This window comes from Rhizobacter sp. J219 (assembly GCF_024700055.1).
Lineage (GTDB): Bacteria > Pseudomonadota > Gammaproteobacteria > Burkholderiales > Burkholderiaceae_C > Rhizobacter.
In genome coordinates, this window is sequence record NZ_JAJOND010000001.1 from 5,390,876 (window position 1) to 5,415,514 (window position 24,639).

Annotated in this window: 26 protein-coding genes, 1 tRNA gene and 1 pseudogene; 26 read left to right on the forward strand and 2 right to left on the reverse strand. The window is 68.3% G+C overall.

Annotated features, from left to right (window positions below):
• Positions 1–21 precede the first annotated feature (21 nt).
• From LRS03_RS25735 to LRS03_RS25745, 3 genes are all read left to right on the forward strand, one after another.
• Positions 22–828: a LytR/AlgR family response regulator transcription factor gene (locus LRS03_RS25735; protein WP_257829136.1), complete on the forward strand. Its 807-nt coding sequence runs from the start codon at positions 22–24 to the stop codon at positions 826–828.
• Between the two features lie 210 nt (positions 829–1,038).
• Positions 1,039–1,473: a FixH family protein gene (locus LRS03_RS25740; RefSeq protein ID WP_257829137.1), complete on the forward strand. Its 435-nt coding sequence runs from the start codon at positions 1,039–1,041 to the stop codon at positions 1,471–1,473.
• 58 nt (positions 1,474–1,531) lie between these two features.
• A complete protein-coding gene (locus tag LRS03_RS25745; protein WP_257829138.1) occupies positions 1,532–2,833 on the forward strand; it encodes a cytochrome-c peroxidase in 1,302 nt (433 codons plus the stop codon).
• A 93-nt stretch (positions 2,834–2,926) separates the two neighbouring features.
• On the opposite strand, the gene LRS03_RS25750 is transcribed toward LRS03_RS25745, so the two are convergent.
• Both LRS03_RS25750 and LRS03_RS25755 read right to left on the reverse strand, forming a co-directional pair.
• Positions 2,927–3,601 carry an IclR family transcriptional regulator gene (locus LRS03_RS25750; protein ID WP_257829139.1) on the reverse strand — a complete coding sequence of 225 codons (675 nt, stop codon included), beginning with the start codon at positions 3,599–3,601 and terminating at the stop codon, positions 2,927–2,929.
• Between the two features lie 16 nt (positions 3,602–3,617).
• Positions 3,618–3,693 (reverse strand) — tRNA-Ala (locus LRS03_RS25755).
• A gap of 106 nt (positions 3,694–3,799) precedes the next feature.
• Here LRS03_RS25755 and LRS03_RS25760 point away from each other — a divergent pair.
• From LRS03_RS25760 to LRS03_RS25870, 23 genes and pseudogenes are all read left to right on the forward strand, one after another.
• Positions 3,800–4,687, forward strand: a complete 888-nt coding sequence (locus LRS03_RS25760; protein WP_257829140.1) for an alpha/beta hydrolase — start codon at positions 3,800–3,802, stop codon at positions 4,685–4,687.
• 120 nt (positions 4,688–4,807) lie between these two features.
• Positions 4,808–5,230, forward strand: a complete 423-nt coding sequence (locus LRS03_RS25765) for a rubrerythrin family protein (protein ID WP_201812219.1) — start codon at positions 4,808–4,810, stop codon at positions 5,228–5,230.
• Positions 5,231–5,320: 90 nt separating this feature from the next.
• Positions 5,321–6,670, forward strand: coding sequence for a heterodisulfide reductase-related iron-sulfur binding cluster (locus LRS03_RS25770; protein WP_257829144.1), 1,350 nt, complete (start codon positions 5,321–5,323; stop codon positions 6,668–6,670).
• Positions 6,671–6,684: 14 nt separating this feature from the next.
• Complete coding sequence (locus tag LRS03_RS25775) at positions 6,685–7,263, forward strand: DUF3501 family protein (protein WP_257829145.1); 579 nt, start codon at positions 6,685–6,687, stop codon at positions 7,261–7,263.
• Between the two features lie 188 nt (positions 7,264–7,451).
• A complete protein-coding gene (locus tag LRS03_RS25780; RefSeq protein WP_257829146.1) occupies positions 7,452–7,892 on the forward strand; it encodes a BON domain-containing protein in 441 nt (146 codons plus the stop codon).
• Between the two features lie 184 nt (positions 7,893–8,076).
• Positions 8,077–8,514 carry a response regulator gene (locus LRS03_RS25785; protein ID WP_257829148.1) on the forward strand — a complete coding sequence of 146 codons (438 nt, stop codon included), beginning with the start codon at positions 8,077–8,079 and terminating at the stop codon, positions 8,512–8,514.
• Between the two features lie 12 nt (positions 8,515–8,526).
• Complete coding sequence (locus LRS03_RS25790) at positions 8,527–8,712, forward strand: hypothetical protein (protein WP_257829150.1); 186 nt, start codon at positions 8,527–8,529, stop codon at positions 8,710–8,712.
• Between the two features lie 200 nt (positions 8,713–8,912).
• Positions 8,913–9,827, forward strand: a complete 915-nt coding sequence (locus tag LRS03_RS25795) for an EpsD family peptidyl-prolyl cis-trans isomerase (RefSeq protein WP_257829152.1) — start codon at positions 8,913–8,915, stop codon at positions 9,825–9,827.
• Positions 9,828–9,869: 42 nt separating this feature from the next.
• On the forward strand, positions 9,870–10,793 hold the full coding sequence (epsE, locus tag LRS03_RS25800; RefSeq protein WP_257829154.1) for a polysaccharide export protein EpsE: 924 nt from the start codon (positions 9,870–9,872) through the stop codon (positions 10,791–10,793).
• Positions 10,794–10,811: 18 nt separating this feature from the next.
• The gene (locus LRS03_RS25805) at positions 10,812–11,219 is read left to right on the forward strand and encodes a Wzz/FepE/Etk N-terminal domain-containing protein (protein WP_257829155.1); all 408 of its coding nucleotides are present in this window, start codon (positions 10,812–10,814) and stop codon (positions 11,217–11,219) included.
• Positions 11,114–12,265, forward strand: coding sequence for a GNVR domain-containing protein (locus LRS03_RS25810; RefSeq protein ID WP_257829157.1), 1,152 nt, complete (start codon positions 11,114–11,116; stop codon positions 12,263–12,265). Before LRS03_RS25805 ends, LRS03_RS25810 begins: the two co-directional genes overlap by 106 nt.
• Positions 12,262–13,176: a polysaccharide biosynthesis tyrosine autokinase gene (locus LRS03_RS25815; RefSeq protein ID WP_257829159.1), complete on the forward strand. Its 915-nt coding sequence runs from the start codon at positions 12,262–12,264 to the stop codon at positions 13,174–13,176. The genes LRS03_RS25810 and LRS03_RS25815 overlap by 4 nt, the downstream gene beginning before the upstream one ends.
• Positions 13,177–13,266: 90 nt before the next feature.
• Positions 13,267–14,235 (forward strand): exosortase B, encoded by a 969-nt coding sequence (gene xrtB / locus LRS03_RS25820; protein WP_257829161.1) that lies wholly within the window; start codon positions 13,267–13,269, stop codon positions 14,233–14,235.
• An 8-nt stretch (positions 14,236–14,243) separates the two neighbouring features.
• Positions 14,244–14,924 (forward strand): exosortase-associated protein EpsI, B-type, encoded by a 681-nt coding sequence (epsI, locus tag LRS03_RS25825; protein ID WP_257829163.1) that lies wholly within the window; start codon positions 14,244–14,246, stop codon positions 14,922–14,924.
• Between the two features lie 4 nt (positions 14,925–14,928).
• A complete protein-coding gene (locus LRS03_RS25830; protein ID WP_257829165.1) occupies positions 14,929–16,242 on the forward strand; it encodes a polysaccharide polymerase in 1,314 nt (437 codons plus the stop codon).
• A gap of 12 nt (positions 16,243–16,254) precedes the next feature.
• On the forward strand, positions 16,255–17,391 hold the full coding sequence (locus tag LRS03_RS25835; RefSeq protein ID WP_257829168.1) for a glycosyltransferase family 4 protein: 1,137 nt from the start codon (positions 16,255–16,257) through the stop codon (positions 17,389–17,391).
• A complete protein-coding gene (locus LRS03_RS25840; protein ID WP_257829170.1) occupies positions 17,388–18,416 on the forward strand; it encodes a glycoside hydrolase family 5 protein in 1,029 nt (342 codons plus the stop codon). Before LRS03_RS25835 ends, LRS03_RS25840 begins: the two co-directional genes overlap by 4 nt.
• Positions 18,413–19,501 carry an acyltransferase family protein gene (locus LRS03_RS25845; protein ID WP_257829172.1) on the forward strand — a complete coding sequence of 363 codons (1,089 nt, stop codon included), beginning with the start codon at positions 18,413–18,415 and terminating at the stop codon, positions 19,499–19,501. Before LRS03_RS25840 ends, LRS03_RS25845 begins: the two co-directional genes overlap by 4 nt.
• Complete coding sequence (locus LRS03_RS25850; RefSeq protein ID WP_257829173.1) at positions 19,498–20,487, forward strand: polysaccharide pyruvyl transferase family protein; 990 nt, start codon at positions 19,498–19,500, stop codon at positions 20,485–20,487. The genes LRS03_RS25845 and LRS03_RS25850 overlap by 4 nt, the downstream gene beginning before the upstream one ends.
• On the forward strand, positions 20,484–21,362 hold the full coding sequence (locus tag LRS03_RS25855) for a glycosyltransferase family 2 protein (protein ID WP_257829174.1): 879 nt from the start codon (positions 20,484–20,486) through the stop codon (positions 21,360–21,362). The genes LRS03_RS25850 and LRS03_RS25855 overlap by 4 nt, the downstream gene beginning before the upstream one ends.
• Positions 21,363–21,571: 209 nt before the next feature.
• Positions 21,572–22,123 (forward strand): annotated as a pseudogene (locus LRS03_RS25860) (WecB/TagA/CpsF family glycosyltransferase); the annotation flags it as partial.
• A 6-nt stretch (positions 22,124–22,129) separates the two neighbouring features.
• Entirely contained in the window at positions 22,130–23,500 is a 1,371-nt protein-coding gene (locus LRS03_RS25865) for a lipopolysaccharide biosynthesis protein (RefSeq protein WP_257829176.1), read from the forward strand.
• Complete coding sequence (locus LRS03_RS25870) at positions 23,497–24,603, forward strand: nucleotidyltransferase family protein (RefSeq protein ID WP_257829699.1); 1,107 nt, start codon at positions 23,497–23,499, stop codon at positions 24,601–24,603. Before LRS03_RS25865 ends, LRS03_RS25870 begins: the two co-directional genes overlap by 4 nt.
• Positions 24,604–24,639: the final 36 nt, after the last annotated feature.

Here is a 24,639-nt window from a genome sequence, read left to right on the forward strand (position 1 = left end):
ACGTCGCAGAGAAAGACCCCCATGACCCTCGACCGCCGTCCCACCGCCGTCATCGCCGAGGACGAACCGGTGCTCGCGCGCACGCTGACCCGGCTGCTCGAACAGGCCTGGCCCGAGCTGCACATCGTCGGCGTTGCCGAGGACGGCCTGCGGGCCACCGAACTGGCGCTGGCGGAGGTGCCCGATGTCGTGTTCCTCGACATCAAGATGCCCGGCCGCAGCGGCATCGAGGTCGCCGAGGCCGTGGCCGACGACTGGCCCGACGACCGGGCCGAGCCGCTGTTCGTGTTCGTCACCGCCTACGAGGAATTTGCGGTCTCCGCGTTCGAGCGCGCCGCGGTGGACTACCTGCTCAAGCCGGCCACAGCCGAGCGGTTGCAACAGACCGTGGCGCGGCTGAAGGCCAGGCTGGCCGGCCGCACGGCGACGCCCGATGCCGGCGGGCGCGCCAGGCTGATGCAGCGCATGCAGTCGATCGCCGCACCGCCGGTGGAGGCGGGCGAACGCATCAAGGTGATCCGGGCCGGCGTGGGCAACACCGTGCGCATGATCCCGGTGGCCGAGGTGCTGTGCTTCGAGGCGACCGAGAAATACGTGAACGTCGTGACACCGACCGGCGAAGCGCTGGTGCGCATGAGCCTGCGTGAACTGATGGCGCGCATCGATTCGACCGAGTTCATCCAGGTGCACCGCAGCGTGATGGTGAATGCGAGCGCCATCCTGAGCGCGACACGCGACGAGAACGGGCACTACAGCCTGGCCGTGCGCGGCCTGCAGCGGCCGCTGAAGGTCAGCCGCGCGTTCGGGCACCTGTTCCGGCCGATGTAGCCGGTCTGCTGGCAAGCGCCTCGGGCCCAGCGCTCCGGGTGTCGGCCACCGTTCGGTCGAGCGGATCGACCGTTCCCGGACGTCCGCGCACGGTTGATCGCCTGGCGCTGTCGCGGGGACGGCTGGGGTCCGACAGTGTGCACAGCCCGCTGCCGCGCTGTGCGGCCACCGGGCCCCTTCCACACCTCTTCAATCCATTAGGACACCACCATGAACCGCTACATCGTCACGGCGCTCGCCCTCGCGGCGCTTGCCACCTCCGGCTGCATGTCGCCGCCGAAAGACCTCGACCTCGCGCTGACGCGCCCGACTGTCGACGGCAAGTACGTCGTCACGCTCCAACCGCCGGCCAAGCCCGCGGCCATCAACCAGCTGCATGCGTGGCAGATGAAGCTCACGACACCCGCGGGGACACCGGTGCCGAGCTCGCGCATCCGGGTTGACGGCGGCATGCCGGGGCATGGCCACGGCCTGCCGACGAAGCCGCAGGTGACGCGCGAACTGCCCGACGGCGGCTACGTCATCGAGGGCATGAAGTTCAGCATGACCGGCTGGTGGGAGATCAAGCTCGCCATCGAAGGCCCCGCTGGTGCCGACCGGGTGACCTTCAACACCGTCGTCGCCGAGACCGGCCCGGGCCGCTGAGGCCGCTGCCGATCCGGCCGACCACTGTAAGGAGATGACGATGCGCAGACCTCCATCCATGACCTGGGTGCTCAGCACCACGGCAGCTGCCCTGTGCGGGGCGCTGACCGTGACGCTGGCAGATGCCTACGACCCGGCGCCGCCTGCCGGCCTGGTGCGCTGGAGCGCCGATGAGAAGGCCGTGCTGGCCTCGCTGAGCCTGAAGCGCCTGCCGGCGGCGCCGGTCGATCCGTCGAACGCGGTGGAGCGGCAGCCCGCTGCCATCGAACTCGGCCGGCTTCTCTTCGAGGACAAACGCCTCAGCCGCAACGGTGACGTCTCGTGCGCGACCTGCCACGATCCCGCCAAGCAGTTTCAGGACGGGCTTCCGGTGAGCCGGGGTGTGGGCACCGGGACTCGCCGTTCGATGCCTATCGTGGGGGCGGGCCATGCCGTCTGGTTGTTCTGGGATGGCCGCAAGGACAGCCTGTGGGCGCAGGCGCTGGGCCCGCTGGAGGATGCGGTGGAGCATGGCACCAACCGCACGCGGGTGGCGCAACGCATCGCGCTGGACCATCGCGGTGCCTACGAGGCGGTGTTTGGTGCGCTGCCGCGCCTGGACGATCTGCCGGGCGATGCCAGCCCCAAAGGCAACGCGGTCGAGCAGGCGGCTTGGTCGGCCATCCAGCCGCACCGCCGCGAGGCGGTGTCGCGAGTCTTCGCGAACGTCGGCAAGGCCATCGCGGCGTACGAGAAGTCGCTGCTGCACGCGCCCACGCGCCTGGACGCTTATCTCGAAGCGCTGTTGCGCGGCGACCGGGCAGCCGGTGGACTGCTGCGTGCCAACGAGGCGCGGGGCCTGCGTCTTTTCATCGGCAAGGCGCAGTGCGTGAGCTGCCACAACGGGCCGTTGTTCAGTGACCAGCAGTTTCACAACACTGGCGTCCCGCCGCGCGACACCACCCGGCCCGACCGCGGGCGCGCGGCCGCAACGGCGGCGGTGCGAAGCGACGAGTTCAACTGCCTTGGGCCGTTCAGCGACGCCCAACCCGAGCAGTGCCAGGAGCTGCGTTTCATGGTGACCGATGACCCGGCGCTCGAAGGTGCCTTCAAAACGCCGGGGCTGCGCGGTGTGGCAGATCGGGCGCCGTACATGCACGCCGGACAGTTCGCCACGCTGGAGCAAGTGGTGCGCCATTACGTCGCCGCACCGCATGCCGCGCTGGGCCACTCCGAACTGACCCATCGGCACGACGGTGCTGGCCCACCGAAACATGCCGAACGCGCGCCGATCGAGCTGAGCGAGGCCGAGATCGCCGATCTGGTCAGCTTCTTGAGAACACTGAGCCCCGTGACCTCGAAAGCCTTTGAGGTCGATTGAGATCTCTCGTGAGAGCGCAAAGGGTGCAAAGCCATCCTCGGCAGCGATGTGCACCGAACACCCGAAGCGCCCGACATCCAAATGAGTCTTTGGTCAAGCGCGTCGATTGGCAGCAAGGTGGACAGGCTCTAGCGAATCGTCGCTTGGTGCGTTCGGCAAGTACCCAAGCGCTCCCGATGCGAGCGTCGCCTGCAGCAACAATGCGTCAAGCACTTCGCTGCGTCTGGGTTCTCGCAAGCGGTTCGAGGGAGCGGCGATGCTGAGCGATGCGATGACGATGCCCATTCGATCTCGTATGGGAGCGGCCAGCGCCGCGATGTTGTCCGCCCGCTCGCTATCGGAGAACGCGTAGCCGCAGATCCTCACGCGTTGCAGTTCGTCCACCAGGGCTTGGCGGTCGGTCAGAGTGTTCTGTGTGAACTGGGTGCGGGGTTGGTCCAAGACGGCCGCTTGAACATCTGCCGGTGCGAAAGCCAGGAGCAGTTTGCCTGAAGCGCCTGCGTAAAGCGAATGCCTGCTGCCCACGGACCCACTGGGCCGCAGCACCCGCGTCGACCCATAGCGCGACACGCACACGCTCTCGTTGCCCTCGCGCATCCTGACCACGACGGTCTCGTTGAATGCGGCCGCCAGCATGTCCATCGGGTCTCGCAGAATGCTGACGGCATCCATCTGCCCTTGCGCTGCGGTGCCGACCTCCAGTGCTGCCACCCCGAGGTAGTAAGCCGTCGGCGCAAAAGAAAAGTGCTTGAGTCCTTTCGGAGTCAAGCACTTAGATGTTTGTTGGTGGAGAGGAGGAGGATCGAACTCCCGACCTTCGCATTGCGAACGCGACGCTCTCCCAGCTGAGCTACCCCCCCACAAACGAGCCGGAGTCTATCAAAAGTGCCGGCCGGTCGCCGCGCTTGGTGTTGCGGGCGGAAGGGGTTAGAAAGGCGCTCCACGTCCGATTGGCTTGCGCACACCATGACCACTTTCGACCCCGGCTGGCTCGACGTTCAATACAACAACCGCGCGAGGGTGCCCGGCCACCAGCAGATCTTCGAGCGCTGGCGGCTGGCGTCGGCGCGGGTGCGCGAGGGCATGACCTGCGTGGCCGACGTGCCCTATGGCATCGGTCCCGACGAGACGCTCGACATCTTTCCCGCCGCCGAACCCCGCTCCCCGGTGTTCGTGTTCATCCACGGCGGCTGGTGGCGTAGCCTCGACAAGGCCGACCATTCCTTCCTCGCCGCAAGCTTCGTGAGCGCCGGCGCGATGGTGGTGATGCCCAACTACTCGCTGTGCCCGGGCACCGACGAGGCGCCGGTGGGCATCGACACGATCGCGCTGCAGATGACCCGCGCGCTGGCGTGGGTCTACCGCAATGCGGCGCTTTACGGCGGCAGCCCCGGGCGCATCGTCGTCGCGGGCCACTCGGCGGGGGCCCACCTTGCCGCGATGATGCTGTGCTGCGAATGGCCCGAGGTCGACAAGCGCCTGCCGATCCGCATGGTGCGCGAGGGCCTGGGCATCTCGGGCGTCTACGACCTGAAGCCCATCCAGCAGACGCCCTTCCTCCAGGCCGACCTGCGCCTCACGCCCGAGGCGGTCGACCGGCTGAGCCCAGCCCGCTTCCGTGCGCCGCGCGAAGCCTGCTTCTATGCGGCGGTCGGGGCCGACGAGAGCGAGGAGTTCCTGCGCCAGAGCCAGCTGTTGCAGCTGGCCTGGGGCAAGGCGGCGGTGCCACGCTACGAAGCGGTCGCCGGGGCCAACCACTTCACCGTGCTGCACGACCTGGCCGACCCCGAAGGCGTGTCACACCGGCTCGCCCTCGACCTGCTCGGCCTGCCCCGCGTTAACCCTGAAACATAGGGCACTGCTATCGAGCCGAATTGAATCTTTGTATTGGCGAGGAGAGAGCCCCTGGGGTACGGTTGCCGGCGTTGGTCCCCACCGCGCACCAACCGTCGACCACAACCTAGGAGAGCAATGATGGCCAGCTTGAAAGGATCGAAAACCGAGCAGCACCTGAAAGACGCCTTCGCAGGAGAGTCGCAGGCCAACCGCCGGTACCTGTATTTCGCGAACAAGGCCGACATCGAGGGCCAGAACGATGTAGCCGCGCTGTTCCGCTCCACCGCCGAAGGCGAGACCGGCCATGCGCACGGCCACCTCGAATTCCTGGAGGCCGTGGGCGACCCCGCCACCGGGCTGCCCATCGGCTCCAGCCGCAACAACCTGAAGGCCGCCGTGGCCGGCGAGACGCACGAGTACACCGACATGTACCCGGGCATGGCCAAGACGGCGCGCGACGAAGGCTTCGACGAGATCGCCGATTGGTTCGAGACGCTGGCGAAGGCCGAGCGCTCGCACGCCAACCGTTACCAGAAGGCCCTCGACGCGCTGGTCGACTGACCGCCGCGACGATCACCGAGCAGTTCCGGCCCCGTTCGCGGGGCCGGCTTGTTCTTGCAGGAGAGAAAGCACAAGACGACTGGAGCGCGCATGAGCACACGGGAAGGCAACCTTGAGGCACCCACCCGGCATCCGATCGACTGGAAGAATCCTGATTTCTACGACGAAGAGAAGTGCTTCCATGAACTGGAGCGCATCTTCGACATCTGCCACGGCTGCAGGCGCTGTGTGAGCCTGTGCCAATCCTTCCCCAATCTCTTCGATCTGGTCGATGCCACTGATTCCGGAGAGGTGGAAGGCGTCGCCAAGGCCGACTACTGGAAGGTGGTCGACCAGTGCTACCTGTGCGACCTCTGCTACATGACCAAGTGCCCCTACGTGCCGCCGCACCCGTGGCAGCTTGACTTCCCGCACACCATGCTGCGGGCCAAGGCCATCAAGTTCAAGAAGGGCGAGGTCAAGGCCGGCGAGAAGTTGCTCGCCTCGACCGACGTGCACGGCCAGTTCGCGGGCATCCCGATCGTCGTGCAGGTGGCCAATGCGCTCAACAAGACCAAGCCAATGCGCAAGGTGCTCGACAAGACGCTCGGCGTGCATCCCGACGCGTGGCTGCCCGAGCTTGCCAGCAGCCGCTTCCGCTGGAGCGCGAAGAAGAAGGGCGATGCGAAGGACGTGAAGAACGGCGAGCGTACGCCGGGCAAGGTGGCGATCTACTCCACCTGCTACGTCAACTACAACGAGCCCGGCATCGGCCACGACCTCGTGAAGCTGCTGGAGCACAACGAGATCCCCTACGAGATCGTGAGCAAGGAGTCGTGTTGCGGCATGCCCAAGCTCGAGCTCGGTGACCTTGACGAGGTGGCCAGGCACAAGGAGGCCAACATCCCCGTGCTCGTGCGCTATGCAAAGGAGGGCTACGCGATCCTCTCGGCCATCCCGAGCTGCACGCTGATGTACAAGCAGGAGCTGCCGCTGATGTTCCCGGGCGACGCCGACGTGGCCGCGGTGCAGGAGGCGGTGTACGACCCCTTCGAGTACTTCATGGCGCGCCACAAGGATGGGCTGCTCAAGACCGACTTCAAGCAGGCGCTCGGCAAGGTCAGCTACCACATCCCCTGCCACGGCCGGGTGCAGAAGATCGGGCGCAAGACCGAAGAGATGTTCAAGCTGATCGGCGCCGCCGTCACGGTGCAGCTCAACACGGTGGAGCGCTGCTCGGGCCATGCCGGCACGTATGGGGTGAAGACACCCACCCACCCGGTCGCGATGAAGATCGGCAAGCCCGTCTTCAAGAGCATGGCGAACGGCGAGCCCGACTACATCAGCTCCGACTGCCAGCTCGCCGGCCACCACATCGCGCAAGGCATGCAGCAGCAGGGCGCGCCCGAATCGAAGCTCGCGCACCCGTTGAGCCTGGTGCGTATCGCGTACGGACTTTGATGAAGGACACCGAGATGACCATTACCCGAGACAACCTGCTCACGCTCGAGGCCTACGCCAAGATCCGCAAGTCGAGCGCCCCCGAGGTCATCGCCCACCGCCGGCGCCGCACGGTGCGCCTGGGCGAGCACATCACGCTGCAGTTCGAAGACGAAACCACCATCCGCCGGCAGATCCAGGAGATGCTGCACATCGAGAAGATCTTCATGGAAGAAGGCATCCAGGGCGAGATCGACGCCTACCTGCCGCTGGTGCCTGACGGCAGCAACTGGAAGGCGACCATGCTGATCGAGTACCCCGACGTGCACGAGCGCAAGCGCGAGCTGGCCCGCCTCATCGGGGTGGAAGACCGCATGTTCGTCGAGGTGGAGGGCCATGCCCGCATCTACGCCATCGCCGACGAAGACCTCGACCGCGAGAACGACGAGAAGACCTCGGCGGTTCACTTCGTGCGCTTCGAGTTCCCGCCGGCGGCGAAGCAGGCGGTGCGGGCCGGTGCACAGGTCAAGCTCGGCTGTGACCACACGAACTACCCCGCCCACGTGCAGATCGCACCGGAGACGCTGGCCAGCCTGGCGGGCGACCTGCGCTGACCCTCCCACAGGGCTGACAGCACAGCCCTGCGCGGCGAACAGACATTTCCTACAGGGGATCGACGGCCCGGGCCGATGTCGCCCGGGCGGCTGCATTTCTACAGTTCGGATCAAGGCATGCACTGAAAGCCGTGCGGGACCGTCCCCACCGGTGCAGCGCCGACGAGACGAACGAGAAAGGAAGCCCCATGAACGCATTCAAGACCACGACCACCGTTGCCGCCCTGGCCGCCGTCTTCGCCCTGTCGGCCTGCGACCGCAACGCCGATGAGCGCACCGCCGGCGAACGCCTGGATGGCGCCGTCGCCAGCGCCGAGCGCCGCGCCGACGAAGCCAGGTCCGACATCAAGCGCGAGTCGGCCGAGGCCCGCAACGACATCAACACCGCCGCCAACCAGGCCGGCGACAAGATGAAGGACGCCTCGATCACCACCAAGGTCAACGCCGAACTGGCGCGCGACAACGACCTGAGCGCACTCAAGATCGACGTCGACACCAGCGACGGCCGCGTGGTTCTGCGCGGCGCCGCCCCGACGGCCGAGGCCCGCGACCGCGCGACCATCATTGCGCAGCGCGTCGAAGGCGTGCTGTCGGTCGACAACCAGCTCACCGTGGGTCAGCGGGGCTGACCGGCCGCGCCGATCCCAGTGCGATCGGCGCTCCTCACTGGCGCCTGACCCGCGCCCTGGCCCCGCCAGCCGCCGCTCACGTTTTCGTGAGACGGCGGCTGTTTCATTTGGGAACGCGTTCTCGCCGGCGCAGGCACGCCGTTCGCCAAGAGAGTCGATCCAACGCCTTCCCCGGGACACCACCATGCAACGCGAGTTCGATTTCGTCAGCCCGCAAGACGTGCTCTACATCGAGGACCACCCGACCAACGTTCACCTGATGCAGGCGCTCTTCAAACGCTGCCCGCACCTGAACCTGATGGTGGCTCGCGATGGCCAGGAAGCCCGCGAGCTGGCCCGCGCCGCGCGGCCGACGCTGCTGCTGGTGGACCTGCGCCTGCCCGACTGCCACGGCAGCGACCTGCTCGAAGAGCTGCGACTGCTGGAGGGCTATGCCGACATCCCCGCGGTGGCCGTCACCGCCGAGCCGGCTTTCCAGATCGAGGGCACGAGCTTCTGCGAGGTGTGGCCCAAACCCCTGGACCTGGCCTTCGTGCTCGATCGCCTGGCACAGCTCGTGGAACGCGCGCCGATGGTGCCCGGCCGCGAGAGCGCGCCGGCCCCGGCGCTCCATGACACATGAGGACGCACACCGATGAACCTGATGAGCTTCTCCCGCCATGCCGGCGGTGCCAACACCCCGCAGCCCGTGCCCTTCGTCCCACCGCAGCCGCTGCCGCCGACGCAGCCGCTGCTGGACACGCCTCCTCCCCAGATCGAAGAGCCACCCCGGCCGGGCCACTACCCCTTGCTGGGCGGCGCGCGGCCGCATTGGCATTGATGCGCTGCAACTCTTACGGGTAAGCCCGAAAGCATCCGGTATTTCTGGGCAAGCGGCGTGCCCAAACCGCCCGGGCACGCGCCAAAAACCGCCGACTTCCCGCTGGGCCCCGTGGCACCGCGTTTGCCCAAGGGTCGCATCCGTCAACCAACAGAGGGTGCCGCTTGGGAATCACGTTGTGTCCACGATCTGCCGCATGCGTGCTGGTCACCGTCGCGGCTGCCATGTCTTTGGCAGCCTGCAGCGGCCAGTCGCGTGACACCGGTACGCAGATCGCGGCCAAGGTGAATCGCGAAGAGATCTCGGTTCACCAGGTCAACTACTTCCTGCAGCGCCAGGGCGCCGTCGCACCCGACGAGCTGGAAGCCGCGAGCCGCCAGACGCTCGAAGCCCTGGTTGACCAGGAGGTCGCGGTCCAGGCCGCGCTCGAACAGAAGCTCGACCGCGACCCGGCGGTGGTGCAGTCCCTCGAAGCTGCGCGCCGCGAGCTGCTGGCCCGCGCCTATGCCGAGCGGCTGACGCAGAGCGTCTCGCCGCCCACCCCGCAGGAGGTGAAGCAGTACTACGACAGCAAGCCCGCGCTCTTCACGCGGCGCCGGCTCTACACGCTCGTCGACACCGCGATCGACGCGACCCCCGAGCAGCAGAAGCCCATCGCCGCGCAGATGCCCACCACCCGCGGCACTGCCGACGTGGCGCTGGTGCTGCGCCAGGCCGGCCTGCGCTACGGCTCTCGCCGCACCACCATCGGCGCCGAGGCCTTGCCGATGCACGCCGTGGATGCGATGGCCGCGCTCAGCGAAGGCCAGTCGCTGCTCGTGGGTGGCCCGCGCGATGCGCACATCTACACGGTGATCGAGACGCGCCCCGCGCCGCTCAACCTGGAAGAGGCGCGCCGCGCCATCGAGAACTACCTGACAGCCGAACGCCGCCGCACCGCGCTCGAACAGCAGATCAAGGCGCTGCGCAGCAACGCCCGCATCGAATACCGCGGCCGCTTCGCACAGCCGGCATCGGCGCCGGGCACGCCTGCGGCGGCTGCGGCGTCGTCCACCCCCTCCGACAGCCCCCCGCCGGCAACGCGCTTGCGCTCGACGAACGCACGCGGCCGTTGACCACCACCACCTCCTACCCCAACAAGTGAAGGCCAGACCACTATGCCAGCCGATCTTGCTCCTTCGCGCCACCTGATGGCCCCTCTTGTGTCGATCGTCGTGTCGCTCTTGCTGGCGGCATGCGTCAACACCCCGATGCCCACCGACCCGGCGGCGACGCCGGCCGCGCAAGCCCGGGCGGCGGTGCCTCCGCCACCGCCCGAGCCTGCCCAGCGCGCGAGCGCGGGCCCCGACCGCAGCCGCGACTACGTGGTCGGCTCGGGCGACGTGCTGCGCATCAACGTCTACCAGAACGCCGACCTCTCGCTTGAGGCCCGGGTGAACGAAAGCGGGGTCATCTCGTACCCGCTGCTCGGCCAGGTCGTGGTTGGCGGTCGCTCGGTCGGCGAGATCGAGCAGGCCATCGCCGACGGGCTGAAGAAAGGCAACTTCATCAAGCAGCCGCAGGTGTCGGTGCTCGTCACGCAGGTGCGCGGCAACCAGGCCTCGGTGCTCGGCGCCGCAGGCCGGCCGGGCCGCTACCCGATCGAGGTGAAGGGCATGCGCCTGTCCGAACTGCTGGCGCTGGCCGGCGGTGTGGCGGCGGGCGGCAGCGAGATCGTCACGCTGAGCGGCATCCGCGAGGGCAAGCCCTTCCGCCAGAAGGTCGACGTGTCGCAGCTCTTCGGCGGCAACTCGGCGGCCGAAGACCCGATCGTGCTGAACGGCGACACGCTCTACGTCGACAAGCTGCCCACCGTCTACATCTACGGCGAGGTGCAGCGCCCCGGCCCGATCGCGCTCACCCCGGACATGACGCTGATGCAGGCGCTGGCCAGCGGCGGTGGGCTCACGCAGCGCGGCACCGAGCGTGGCATGAAGGTGCACCGCCGCAACGGCAGCGGCAAGGTCGAGATCGTCGAGCTGCGCATGACCGACACGCTCAGGCCGGGCGACGTGATCTATGTGCGCGAGAGCCTCTTCTGACGCCGGGGACGACGCGACATGAACTTCACGCAATTCCTGGCCATTCTCAGAGCGCGCTGGTTGACGGCGCTCGCGACCTTCCTGCTCGTGCTCGCCGCCGTGGTCGGCGTGAGCATGCTGCTGCCGCCGAAATACAAGGCGACCGCCGCGGTGCTGGTCGACATGCGCTCCAACGACCCGATCGCCGGTGTCAACAGCATGAACGGCCTGCCGATGAGCTACATCTCCACGCAGGCCGACATCATCACGAGCCCGCGTGTCGCGCAGCGGGTGGTGCGCGGCTCAAGCTCACCGAGAGCCCGCAGCTGCGCCAGCAGTGGATGGACGCGACCGACGGCGACGGCAGCTTCGAGGTGTGGCTGGCCGAAGCGCTGCAGGCCGAGCTGGACGTCAAGCCCTCGCGCGAGAGCAGCGTCATCAACGTGAGCTTCACCTCGGCCGACCCGAAGTTCAGCGCGGCGCTCGCCAACGCCTTCGTGCAGTCGTACCTCGACACCACCCTTGACCTGCGCGTCGACCCGGCCAAGCAGTACAGCAGCTTCTTCGACAGCCGCCAGAAGGAGCTGCGCGAAGCGCTGGAGAAGGCGCAGGCCAGGCTCTCGAAGTACCAGCAGGACCACGGGATCATCGCCAACGACGAGCGCTACGACGTCGAGACCGCGCGGCTGAATGAACTGTCGTCCCAGCTCGTCGCGGTCCAGGCCATCACCGCCGAGTCATCGAGTCGCGCCGCCCAGGCGAGGAGTTCCGCCACGCTCGGCGACGTCATCAACAACCCGGTGGTGCAGGGCCTGCGCTCCGACCTGAGCCGCGCCGAAGCGAAGTTCAAGGAGATGAGCGTGCGCATGGGCGAGGCGCATCCGGCGGTGATCGAGGCCAAGGCCAACATCAGCGAACTGCGTGCGCGCATCGCCGAAGAGAGCCGGCGCGTGACCGGCAGCGTCTCGACCGACAACAACATCAACCAGTCGCGCGAAGGACAGCTGCGCAGCGAGCTGGCCGCCCAACGTGCGCGGGTCCAGCAGATGAAGGCGCAGCGCGACGAAGCGATGGTGCTGCAGCGCGACGTGGAAAGCGCCCAGCGCGCCTACGACGCGGTGGCCGCGCGCCTCACGCAGTCGAGCCTGGAGAGCCAGACCAAGCTCACCAACACCGCGCTGCTCGCCGCCGCCACCCCGCCCAGCCGGCCGGCATCGCCCAACCTGATGCTGAACTCGCTGCTCGGCGTGTTCGTCGGGTTCATGTTCGCCATCGCCTTTGCGCTGCTGCGCGAGCTGCGCGACCGCCGCCTGCGCAGCGTGCACGACGCGGTGCAGGTGCTCGGCCTGCCGGTGCTGGGTCACCTGCCCGGCCCGATGAAGAAACCCCTGCTCGGCCGCCAGCGCCTGGTGATGCCGCAGCAGGTCATGGCCCGTCTGCCGCGGGTGCGACGCCAGGAGGCCGCCGCGGCAGCTGCAGGAGAGCGTTCATGAGAATCGAAGCACGCACGGAGGAGCCGCGTTTCGACGCGTCGGAGTCGATCTGGGGGGCCGATGCTGACGTCGTCGTCACCGACCGACCGATCGGCAGCATCCTCACCGAGACGAAGCGGCTGCCCGCCGGCCAGGTCGACAAGGTGCTCGAGTACCAGCGCCGCAAGGGCCTGCGCTTCGGCGAGGCGGCGGTGGCGCTCAAGCTCATCACCGAAGACGACGTGCTGTATGCGCTGTCGCAGCAGTTCCACTACCCGTACGCGCCGCACACCCGGCGCGACCTCTCCGGCGAGCTGGTGGCGGCGATGCAGCCCTTCAGCGACCAGGCCGAAGCCTTCCGGGCGCTGCGCAGCCAGCTGATGATGCGCATGTTCATGCCCGGTGCCGCGCCCCGTGCGCTGGCCATCGTGAGCCCCGAGAAAGGCGACGGCAAGACCTTCTTCGCGGCCAACCTCGCCATCGCGATGGCGCAGCTCGGCGGGCGCACGCTCCTGATCGACGCCAACCTGCGTGGCCCGCGCATCCACCAGCTCTTCTCCATCGACGAGAAGGCGGGTCTGTCGGGCGTGCTGAGCGGTCGGGTGCAGGCCAACGTGATCCACCAGATCGCCGACCTCAACACTCTCTTCGTGCTGCCAGTGGGTGTGGCGCCGCCCAACCCGCTTGAACTGGTGGAGCGGCCGGCCTTCAGCCGCCTGCTGTCGGAGCTGCTCGGCAAGTTCGACCATGTGATCGTCGACACGCCGGCCTCGCAGCGCGGGTCGGACGCCGGCGTGATCGCGGCGCGCTGCGGTGCGGCGCTCGTCATCGCGCGGCGTCACCAGAGCCGGCTGGGCGCACTGCACCAGCTCGTCAGCCGCTTGAAGGACAGCCCCGCGCAGCTCGCCGGTGTGGTCATCAACGAGTACTGAAGAGATGACAGCCCCCCAGTCGTTTCACTCCTGCCCCCAAGGGGCGCCGTCCGGCTTGGGGCGGCCCGGCGCCGGACATTGACGCGCATCATGTCTTCGCTCGGTCACGCCCGCCACCACCCCGGTGCTCTTTCGAGCACCTGGGATGAACCGCCCGAGTTCACGGCGCGCACCGCGAGCCGCGCTGTCGCGGGGGTGTTGCTCGTCGGCCTGCTGGCGCTCTACGTGCCCACGATGCTGAGGCTGATCGACCAGGTGTGGTCGACCGCCGAGCAGGGCCACGGCCCGCTGATCCTCGCGCTGTGTGCGTGGATGGCCTGGCAGCGCCGCGCCCGGCTGGCCGCGCTGCCCGACACGCCCAACCGCTGGCTGGGTGGGCCGCTGCTGCTGGCGTCGCTTGCCGCCTATGTGCTGGGCCATTCGCAGGGCATCCTCGGTCTCGAGGCCGCGTCGCAGATCGGTGTGCTGGCGGCGCTGCTGCTGTGTTTCAAGGGCTGGGCCGGTGTGCGGGTGATGGCCTTGCCGCTCGCGTTCATGGCCTTCACCGTGCCGCTGCCGGGCATCTTCGTGCAGACGATCACCATGCCGCTCAAGGTGGCCGTCTCGGCCTGCGCCGAGTGGTTGCTGCACCTCGTGGGCTACCCGGTCGGGCGCATGGGCGTGGTGCTGGTGATCGGCCAGTACCAGCTGCTGGTGGCCGACGCCTGCGCCGGGCTCAACTCGATGTTCACGCTCGAAGCGCTCGGCTTCCTGTGGATGAGCCTGCGACCGCGCAGCACCGCGGCGCGCGACGCGCTGCTCGCGCTCGTGATCCTGCCGATCTCGTTCGCGGCCAACGTGGTGCGGGTGATGGTGCTGGTGCTCGTCACCTACCACTTTGGCGATGCGGCGGGGCAGGGCTTCGCGCACGACTTCTCGGGCATCGTGCTCTTCGTCGCGGCGGTGCTGATGATGATCGTGGCCGAGTCGGTGATCCGACAGCCGGCGGCGGGGCGCGGGCCGAGCGCCGGGCCGCTCCCACGCCGGCCGGCAGTCCCCTCGGGCGAGGGCCTGTCATGAGGCAGCGTATGCCATTGCTGCGCGCGATCTGGCTCCTGGCGGCGATGCTGCTGGCGGTAGGGCTCGCGCAGGCCCTGAAGCCGGAGCGCCTGGTCGCCGACCGGCTGGCGCCGATCGACCTCAAAGCGCAGGTGCCGCAGGAGTTCTCGGGCTGGCGCATCGACCCCGACACCGCCCCCGTGCTGCCTGACCCCACGCTGCAGCAGCGCCTCGACTCGGTGTACGACCAGACCCTTGCGCGCACCTATGTGAATGCGCAGGGCGAGCGGGTGATGCTCACCATCGCCTATGGCCGCGACCAGAAGCTCTCGGAGGCGACCGCGGTGCACCGCCCCGAGTTCTGCTATGGCGCGCAGGGCTTCGACATCCGGGGCGCCGGTCTTAGCCAGGTGGCGCTGCCCGCCGGCCAGGTCAAGGTGCAGCGCCTCGTGGGCCGGCTCGGGCCGCGCGTGGAGCCCATCAGCTACTGGGTGACGCTCGCCGACGAGGCCACGCTGCCCGGCGTGGGCCGCAAGCTCGGGCAGTTGCGCCACGGCCTCGCCGGCGAAGTGGCCGACGGCATGTTGGTGCGCGTGTCGACGCTTGCCAGGCCGGGCGCCGAGATTTCGTACGCGGCGCAAGACCGCTTCCTGCACGATCTCGCGGGCGCGTTGCCCGCCGACGTGCGGCCACGCTACTTCGGGGTCTGAGCGCATGGCCGCCGTCTGGACCGACCACACGACGCACGGCACGCCGGGCGCCGCCTGGGGCCGCGCCGACGCGCCGGTGCCCGGCAGCCTGCCCGGTGCCGGCGTGAGCGACTCGACCGTCTACGCCGGCTTCCTGCTGCTGGCCGTGGTGATGCACCACTGGCTGCTGTGCCTGCTGCACAACAAGGGCATCAGCGTGTCGGTGGCACGCGTGGCGATGGCCGAGATGGTGATCTACATCGCCTGCGTGCCGCTGCTGCTGGCGCGGCTGTCGCTGCGCTCGCTGATCACGGTGTTCGCCGTGCTCGGGGCCTGCGGCCTCTTCGCGCTGCTGCGCGGCGGCTATTTCGATGCCAAGGCCGCACGCGACCTGATGATCCCGCTCGTCTTCTTCTGGGCCGGGCGCAGCTTCGGGCAGAACGGCCGCTCGCTCGACCGGCCGCTGCTGGCGATTGCCGCGGTGGTGGTGTTCATCGGCCTGGTGCAGGCGGTGATCCCCACGCTCTACAACAGCCTCTTCAACACCTTCAACTACTACGTGAGCCTGGGCGGCATCAACTCGGCCGCGGCCCAGGTGAGCGGCCAGGCCGTCACGCTCAACGGCATGCGACCCGAAGGCATCGGCCGCACGCTGCTGCCGCAGGTGCTGGGGGCGCAGCGGGTGTCTTCGGTGTTCCTGGAGCCGGTGTCGCTCGGCAACTTCGCGGTGATCCTGCTCGGCTGGGGCCTGGCCAAGCCGGGCGCGCAGTGGCGCACCTCGGCGTGGTTCATCGCCGCGGCGCTGGTGTGCATCGTGCTCGCCGATTCCCGCTTCGGCTTCTACATGACCGGCCTCCTGGTGCTGCTGCGCCTGGTGCTGCATGGCGGCGCGCACTTCATCGGCATCGTGTTCCCGGCGCTCGGTGCACTCCTGCTGCTGGCCCTCGCCACCTACATGCCGGGCGCCGGCGACAACCTCATCGGCCGCATGACGGTGAGCGGGCAGTTCCTGCTCGGCTTCGACCACCTGAGCCTGCTCGGCCTGCGCGACTTCGCCACCAACTTCGGCGACATGGGCTACGCCTATGTCTTCAGCCGCTTCAGCCTGATCGGCGCCGGGCTGATGTGGATCTGCTTTTACGCGCTGCCGCTGCACGACGAGACGGCGCGGCGCTTTCGCGCCTACATGGCCGCCTACATGACCTTGATCCTGTGCGTGAGCGGCACGTCGCTCTTCGCACTCAAGACGGCCGGCGTGATGTGGTTTGCGCTGGGGGCGCTGTCGATGCGCAAGCCTGAAGCCGAACAGGAGACCGAAATTGACATTCGCCTTGCATAGCGGAGGACCGACATGAGCTTGAAGGTGGTGCACGTGGTGCGCCAATACTTGCCGTCGCGCGGCGGGATGGAAGACGTGGTCTTCAACATCGCTCGCACGCAGCGCGACCTGCACGGCCAGTCGCCGCGCGTCATCACGCTCGATCGCGTGTTCCGCCAGCCCGAGGTGCTGCCGACCGACGAGGTGATCGAGGGCATCCCGGTGCACCGACTGGCCTACAGCGGCTCGGAGCGCTACCCGCTGTTCCCGTCGGTGCTGCACCACGTCAGCGACGCTGACGTGGTGCACGTGCATGGCATCGACTTCGCCTTCGACTACCTCTCGCTCACCCGCTTCGTGCACCGCAAGCCGCTGGTGGCCTGCACGCACGGTGGCTTCTTCCACACGAGTTTTGCGCAGCGGGCGAAGAAGATCTTCTTCCACTGCGTGACCCGCTGCACGGCGCGCGGCTACCACCGCATCCTCGCGAGCAGCGCCAACGACGGCGAGATGTTCAAGCAGGTGGTTCCGCAAGAGCGCATCCGCGTGATCGAGAACGGCGTGGACATCGACAAGTTCGCCGACGCCGCCTCGCGCACGCTCACCCAGACCATGATCTATGTGGGCCGCTGGACGGCGCACAAGGGCCTGGACCGCACGCTCGCGCTGCTGGCCATGCTGCGCCGCGCCGACCCGAACTGGCGGCTCATCATCGCCGGGCGCGAGTACGACGACATCAACCGCCACACGCTTGCGCAGATGGCCGAAGCGGCCGGCGTGACCGAGGCGGTGGTGCTGCTGCCCAACCCCGACAACGAGACGCTGCGCGCGGCGATCGGCCAGGCGAGCTACGGCGTGTGCCTGTCGAGCCACGAAGGCTTCGGCCTGGCGGCCATCGAGGCGATGAGCGCGGGGCTCGTGCCCATCCTGAGCGCCATCCCGCCCTTCGAGCGGCTGGCCGACGAGACGATGGTGCCGCTGATCGTGCCCGACGACACCGCCGAGGCCGCGGCCGCCGTGCAGGCCTTGCACCGGCGCGTGGCCGTGAGCCACAGCGTGCTGCGCGAACAGGCCCAGAAGATGGTGCAGCGCTACAGCTGGCGCAACGTGGTCGGCGCCTACGTCGAGGAGTACGAGCGCGCCGTGCAAGAAGCGAGGATGGCCGCATGAAGGTGCTGCTGGCAGCCCTCTCGCTGGTGCTGTGCGTCACCGGCGCCGCGGCGCAGACCGAGAAGGTGGGCACCTGCCTGTCCGGCAAGCCGCTGCGCGGCGTAAACATGGCCGGTGCCGAGTTCAACACCAGCAAGATGCCCGGCCAGGTGTTCAAGGACTACACCTACCCGACCGACAAGGACCTGAAGTACTTCGCCGAGCAGGGCGCCAACGTGATCCGCCTGCCCTTCCGCTGGGAGCGGGTGCAGCGCACGCTGGGCGGCCCGCTCGACGAGATGGAGGTGAAGGTCATCCGCAAGGTGGTCGAGATGGCGAGCGCGCTCGACCTCTGCGTGATCCTCGATGCGCACAACTTCGGCCAGTACGCCAAGCAGAAGCTCGGCTCGCCCGAGCTGCCGACCGACCGCTTCACCGACTTCTGGCTGCGCATGCGCGAGGCCTTCCCGGAGCCCGGCTTCGTGGCCTTCGGCCTGATGAACGAGCCGGCGCATGCCACGGCGCGCGGCGGCTGGGCACGTGCGGCGCAAGACGTGGTCACCGCGCTGCGTGACGCGGGCTCGAAGCATTTGCTCTTCGTTTCGGGTGCCGGCTGGAGCGGCGCGCACGACTGGGCGGTGAAGTGGCAGGGGTTGTCGAACGCCGACGCTTTCTCGGGCCTGAAAGATCCGCTCAAGCGCAGCGTGCTCGAAGTGCACCAGTACGCAGACAAAGATCACTCCGGCATGAAAGGCGACTGCATGGCCCCCGAGCGCATGAAGAAGCTGATGGACCGCGTGACCGACTGGGCGCGCGCGCACGGCCACCGCATGTTCCTCGGCGAATTCGGCGTGGCGCCCACGCCCGAATGCCTGGAGACGCTCAAGGCGCTGCTCGAGTCGATGCGCGACCCCGTCTGGGCCGGCTGGGCCTACTGGGCCGCCGGCGGCTGGTGGGGCCCGAAATACACCTTTGGCATTCACCCGATTCCCGGGCAGCCCGAGCGACCCCAGCTCGCGCTGCTGAGGGAGGAATGGAAACCATGACCCCCAACAACACCCACCCCCCTTCTTCGCAAATCTTGTCGCTCAACGCGGTGCGTGGCATCGCGGCCTTTCTTGTCGTTGTCTCGCACCTGCCCGAACAGGCCGGCCTGCACTTCGGCCCGATCCACGAGGGCTCGCTCGGCGTGATGGTGTTCTTCACGCTCAGTGGCTTCCTGATGGGCTACCTCTACCTCACCAAGCCGGCCAACTGGCACGAGGTGTCGCGCTACGCCATCGCGCGCTTCTCGCGCATCGCACCGCCCTACGTGATGGTGGTGCTGGCCTCGTTCCTCATCTACACGCTGATCGACCCGAAATTCCCGTATGCGATCGGCACGCACAACTTCCTGCGCCACATCCTGTTCTCGGGCAACGTGAGCGTGTTCTGGAGCATCCCGCCGGAGGTGCAGTTCTATGCGCTCTTCATCGGCTTCTGGTGGGCGCTCAAGCGTGCGCAGTCGGGCCGCACGCTCGCGCTCGTGGTCGTGATGGTGCTGGCGGTGGCGGCGATCTGCGTGCGCGACAAGGTGCCGGGCACCTTTGCGATCTCGAAGCTGCACTACTTCCTGCTCGGCTCGATGCTCGGTGGGCTGCACCACTGGCTGCGCACGGTGCCCATCAGCACGCGCGCGCTCACCGTGCTGCAGGTGCTGCTGCTGGGGGCGCTCGGCCTCTTCATGCTGGAGGTGATCCACCTGCCCGAGAAGTACTGGCACGACCTTGCGCCGGCGCTCATCGCCGGGCTGGTGGTGTTTGCCTTCTCGCATGACCGCACGCCGATCGACATGGCCTTCATGGCCAAGCCCTTCCAGTGGCTCGGCGACTGGAGCTTCTCCATCTACCTGATCCACGTGCCGCTCATCTATGTCTTCGTGAAGGCGGGCTGGATGAAGGAGGGCGGATTGCTCGCCGTGCTGTGCGTGGCGGCAGCCATCGCCGGCTGCGCGCTCTTCAGCATCTTCATCGAGCGCCCGGCGTGTGCCGCCACCAAGCGCGGCCTCAACGCCTGGCTCAAACGCATCGAGGCGGCCGCGCGGCCGCGCCTCGTTGCACCTCAGATCACCCCCGACCGGACCCGCCCATGACGCTTTCGTATGACACCCGTCCCCTGGTGAACGACCCGCAGGCCTGGGACGGCCTGCGCCATGCCCTGCAGTCGCTGCAGGCGCGCAAGCCGGCCCGCCTGCTCTACGTGCCCAACGAAGGCAACGCCGGCGATGCGCTCATCGCCGCCGGCAGCTGGCAGTTCTTCGACGACATGGGCCTTGCGCCGGTCTATGCGAAGGTGCGCGACATCCGCGCCGGCGATGCGCTCATCTACGCCGGCGGCGGCAACCTCGTGCCCGAGTATGCGAGCTGCTCGCGCTTCCTCGAGCGCTGCCTGGAGGTCGACGTCGACTCGGTGCTCGTGCTGCCGCACACTATCCGCGGCCACGAGGCACTGCTGGCTCGGCTCGACCGGCGCTTCACGCTGGTGTGCCGCGACCAGGCCTCGGTGGCGCGGGTGCAGGCCACCGGCACCGGCGCGCAGGTGCTGTACGCACCCGACATGGCGCTCTACATCGACGTGCCGCGGCTCTTCGCGCAATGCGAGCGGTACCGGGGCCTCGCCTTCTGGGCCCGCATGGCCCACCATGACCGGCTCGCGCCCTACCTGCGCTGGCGCCTGGCGCTCCTGCGCCGCGCGCCACCCGCGCACCTGCACCTGGACGTGATCCGCGTCGACGCCGAAGCGATCGCGGCGCTGCCCGGCGACAAGCGCTGGGACATGTCAAACCTGTACGGCTCCAAGTTCCGCCTGCGCGAAGAGAGCGATCTGGTCACGCGCGACTTCCTGCGCTTCTTCGGCCAGCTGGTCGCGGTGCGCACCAACCGGCTGCACGCGGGCGTGGCCGCCGCGCTGATGGGCTGCGAGGTCACCTACCTCGACAACTCGTACGGGAAGATCGGCGCCGTCTACGACGCCTGGCTGAGCCACCTGCCGCAGATCAGTTTCGACCGCACGCCTTCGGCGGGCCGCCCGGCGTCGGCCGGCCTGGCCGGCGCGGCGGTGCAGGGGGCCGGTGCATGAAGTTCTCGCTCATCATGGGCACGCTGGGGCGGCGTGACGAGGTGGGCGAATTCCTCGCCTCGCTGCAGCGCCAGGACCACCGCGACTTCGAGCTGCTCATCGTCGACCAGAACCCCGACGAACGGCTGGCGCCGCTGATCGAAGAGTACCGCCGGCACTTCCGCATCCTGCGCTACCGCAGCGCCCCCGGCCTCTCGCGGGCGCGCAACGTCGGCCTGCGCTACGCGACCGGTGACGTGATCGCCTTCCCCGACGACGACTGCTGGTACCCCGACGGCCTGCTGTCGTACGTGGCGCGGCGCCTGCAGGCACAGCCTTCGCTCGATGGCCTGACCGGCCGCTTCGTCGATGCGCAGGGCCGCTCCGAAGGCCGCTGGTTGCCACGCACGCAGCTGCTCAACCGCTTCTCGGTGTGGCGCGGTGCGATCTCGTTCAGCATCTTCCTGCGCCGCCGCCTGGTCGAGCGCATCGGCGAGTTCGACGAAGACCTGGGCGTGGGGGCGGGCACCCCCTGGGGCGCGGGCGAAGAGACCGAGTTCATGCTGCGCGGCCTGCAGGCCGGTGGGCGCGTCGAATTCGACCGCGACCTGGTGCTGCACCACCCGGTGAAGACCGCCGACTACGGCGAGGCGGCCATCGAGCGCCAGTGCCGCTACGAAGCCGGCTTCGGCCGTGTGATCCGCCGCGGCGGCTTTCCTGGTTGGTACTTCCCGTGGGTGTGCGGCCGCACGCTTGCCGGCTCGCTGCTCGCGCTTGCCAGCGGCCAGCGCGCGCAGGCGCGCTTCAAGTGGCACAGCCTGCTGGCGCGCGTGCGCGGCTGGCGCAGCGGCCAGCAGCAGACCGGCACCGCCTATCCATCGTCCACCAACGCATGAGGACTCCATGAGCATGCTCAACCCGACCTTGCAAGCGCCCAAGCTGCCGCAGACGCTGCGCATCGGACCGTTTCGCGTCAAGTCGTTCGGCGCGCAGGCGCTGGCCGGCCAGATCTACCGCCAGCTGGCGCTCGGCCGGCGCACCGAAAGCTTTTTTCGCCAACACCAACTTCGTCGTCACCTGCCAGGGCTTCGCGGCACGCTTCGACGACCCGGCGATCACCGTCGTCAACGACGGCATCGGCATGGACCTTGCGGCGCGGCTGATGCACGGCCAGCGTTTCCAGGAGAACTTGAACGGCACCGACTTCATCCCGCGCCTGCTCGGTGGCAGCCCGTTGCCGCTGCGGGTGTTCCTCTTCGGTGCACGGCCCGAGGTGGTGCGCGAGGCCTCGCGCACCGTGGAACACCGCTTCGGCCACCAGGTGGTCGGTGCGATGGCGGGTTACGGTGTGGAAGACGAGCTGGTCTGCGAACGCATCCGCACGGCCCAGCCCGACGTGGTGCTGGTCGCGCTGGGCAACCCGCTGCAGGAGCAGTGGATCCTCGACCACGCGAAGCAGCTGCCGCCGGCGCTCTACGTCGGCGTGGGCGCCTTGTTCGACTTCCTCGCCGAGCGTGCGGTGCGTGCGCCGGTGTGGATGCGCAAGCTGCACCTGGAGTGGCTGTTCCGGCTGCTGCAGGAGCCCAAGCGGCTGTGGAAGCGCTACACCGTGGATGCCGTCAAGTTCTTCCGGATCTGCCGCCGTGCCAGTGCTTGAGGTCAGATGAAACTGGCATCGAAATCGGCGTGGTCGATCCTGGACAACCTGGTCCAGCAGGTGCTGTCGTTCGTCATCTTCCTCGTCCTCGCGCGCTGGCTGTCGCCGCACGAGTTCGGGCTGCTGGCGATCGCGCACCTGATGGTGCTCTTCACCCGCATGTCGCTGCTGGATTCGCTGGCGATGCCGGTGGTGCGATCGCCCGAGGCCGACGACCGCATGTTCCATTGGTTGTTCACCGTCTGCACGCTGGTGTCGGTGTTCGTGGCCGCGGCGATGGTGATGCTGGCGTGGCCGATGGCACGTTTCTTCGACGCGCCCGACCTCACGCTGGTGCTGGTGGGCATGAGCCTGTCGGTGGTGCTCTTCGGATTGGGGCGGGCGCACGATGCCCGGTTGCTGCGCGACGGCAACTTCCGGCTGATGGCGATCCGGTCGCTCGTGTCGGTGTCGACCGGCGGCATCGTGGCGCTGTGGCTCGCTGCCCGCGGTCATGGGGCGATGGCGCTCGTGGCGCAGCAGGTGGTGATGGGTCTGGTGGCGTTTCTCGTCGCCCTCGTCGCCGAGTGGCGGGTCTGGCGCCCGCGCTGGTGCTGGTCTGGCGATCTGCTGCGCGAGCATGCCGGCGAGACGCGCCGCATTGGCCTCAACGCCTGCGTCAACTACGCCAACAACAACGGCGACGCGGCGCTCGTGAGCGTGCTGCTCGGCCCGTACGCCACCGGCCTGTACAACCTCGCCAAGCGTGTGCTGTCGGCGGGCTACCTGGTGGTGGGCGCGTCGCTCAGCCGCGTGGGCGTGAGCCTTTTCGTGCAGCGCCAGGGCGATCCCGTGGCACTTGCGCAGGCGTACCGCCGCATGCTCGGCTGGACGCTGCTGCTGCTCGCGCCGGCCTACGCGCTGGTGTCGCTCGCGGCCGAGCCGCTGGTGGTGCTGGCTTTCGGCGAGCGCTGGCGCGAGAGTGCGCCGCTCTTCGGCTGGCTGTCGGTGGCCTACGTGGCGCAGTCGGCCTTCTGGCTGGGGCAGAACCTCTCGTTCGCCACGCGCCACAGCGCCCGCGTGCTGAAGCTCTCGACACTGCAGCTCGGTGTCTCGGCGGCCCTCGCGGCCGCCTTCTCGCCCTGGGGCATGCAGGGCATCGCGGCCGGCGTGGCCCTTGGCAGCGTGGCCGGCTGCCTGCTGATGCAGTGGGCGGTGCAGCGGCAGCTCGCGATGTCCAGCCTGTCGTTCATGCGGACCACGCTGCCCGCCACACTCGGCACCGCCACCGTGGCGGCGCTGCTGTGGGGCTTGCCGCATGCCGGCTTCGACGCCGACCGCTTGCAGACTCTGTTCACCAACCAGAAGGACTCTCTCTCCACATGGCAAAAGCAATGATCCTCGCCGCGGGCCAGGGCACCCGCGTCCGCCCGCTCACCAAGAACATGCCCAAGCCGATGGTGCCCATCCTCGGCAAGCCGGTGCTCGAGTACCTGATCGAGCACCTGGCGCGCTACGGCATCAAGGAAATCATGATCAACGTGGCCTTCAACCACTGGAAGATCGAGAACCACTTCGGCGACGGCAGCCGCTGGGGCGTGCAGATCGGCTACTCGTACGAAGGTGTGCGCGAGAACGGCGAGGTGGTGCCGCGGCCGCTGGGCTCGGCCGGCGGCATGAAGAAGATCCAGGACTTCTCGGGCTTCTTCGACGAGACCACCCTCGTGCTGTGCGGCGACGCGCTGGTCGACCTCGACCTCAACGCCGCGCTCTTCGAGCACAAGCAGAAGGGGGCGCTTGCGAGCGTGGTGGCCCTCGAAGTCAAGCCCGAGGAGGTGCAGAACTACGGCATCGTCAGCGCCGACCCGAGCGGGCGTGTGATCGAGTTCCAGGAGAAGCCCTCGCCGGAGGTGGCCAAGAGCCGGCTCGCGTCGACCGGCATCTACATCTTCGAGCCGGCCGCGCTCGACCTGGTGCCGAGCGGGCGCTCGTTCGACATCGGCAGCGACCTCTTTCCGCTGATGGCCAAGGAAGGCAAGCCGTTCTACGTGCAGAGCCGCTTCTTCAACTGGATCGACATCGGCCGCGTGAGCGACTACTGGAGCGTGCTGCAGCGGGTGCTGATGGGCGAGGTGGCCGAGATGGAGATGCCCGGCAAGGAAGTGCGCCCCGGCGTGTGGGTGGGCCTCAACACCCGCATCCCGTGGGACAAGGTGCAGATCACCGGGCCGGTGTACCTCGGCTCCAGCGTGTGCGTGGAGCCGGGCGTGAAGATCGAAGGCCCGACCTGGATCGGCACCGGCAGCCACCTGAAGCGCGGCTGCGAGGTCAAGCGCAGCGTGCTCTTCGAGTACACCCGCATCTCGTCCGAGCAGGTGTTCGACGAGATGATCGTCGCGCCCCAGTACTGCGTGGACCGCAAGGGCAACACGCACTACATCGGCGACGACGAGACCCGCCGCCGCTGGGGTGATGCACGCGGCGACAGCTGCGCGACCTGATGACGACCCCTCGGCCGGCGGGTACGCCGACCGATC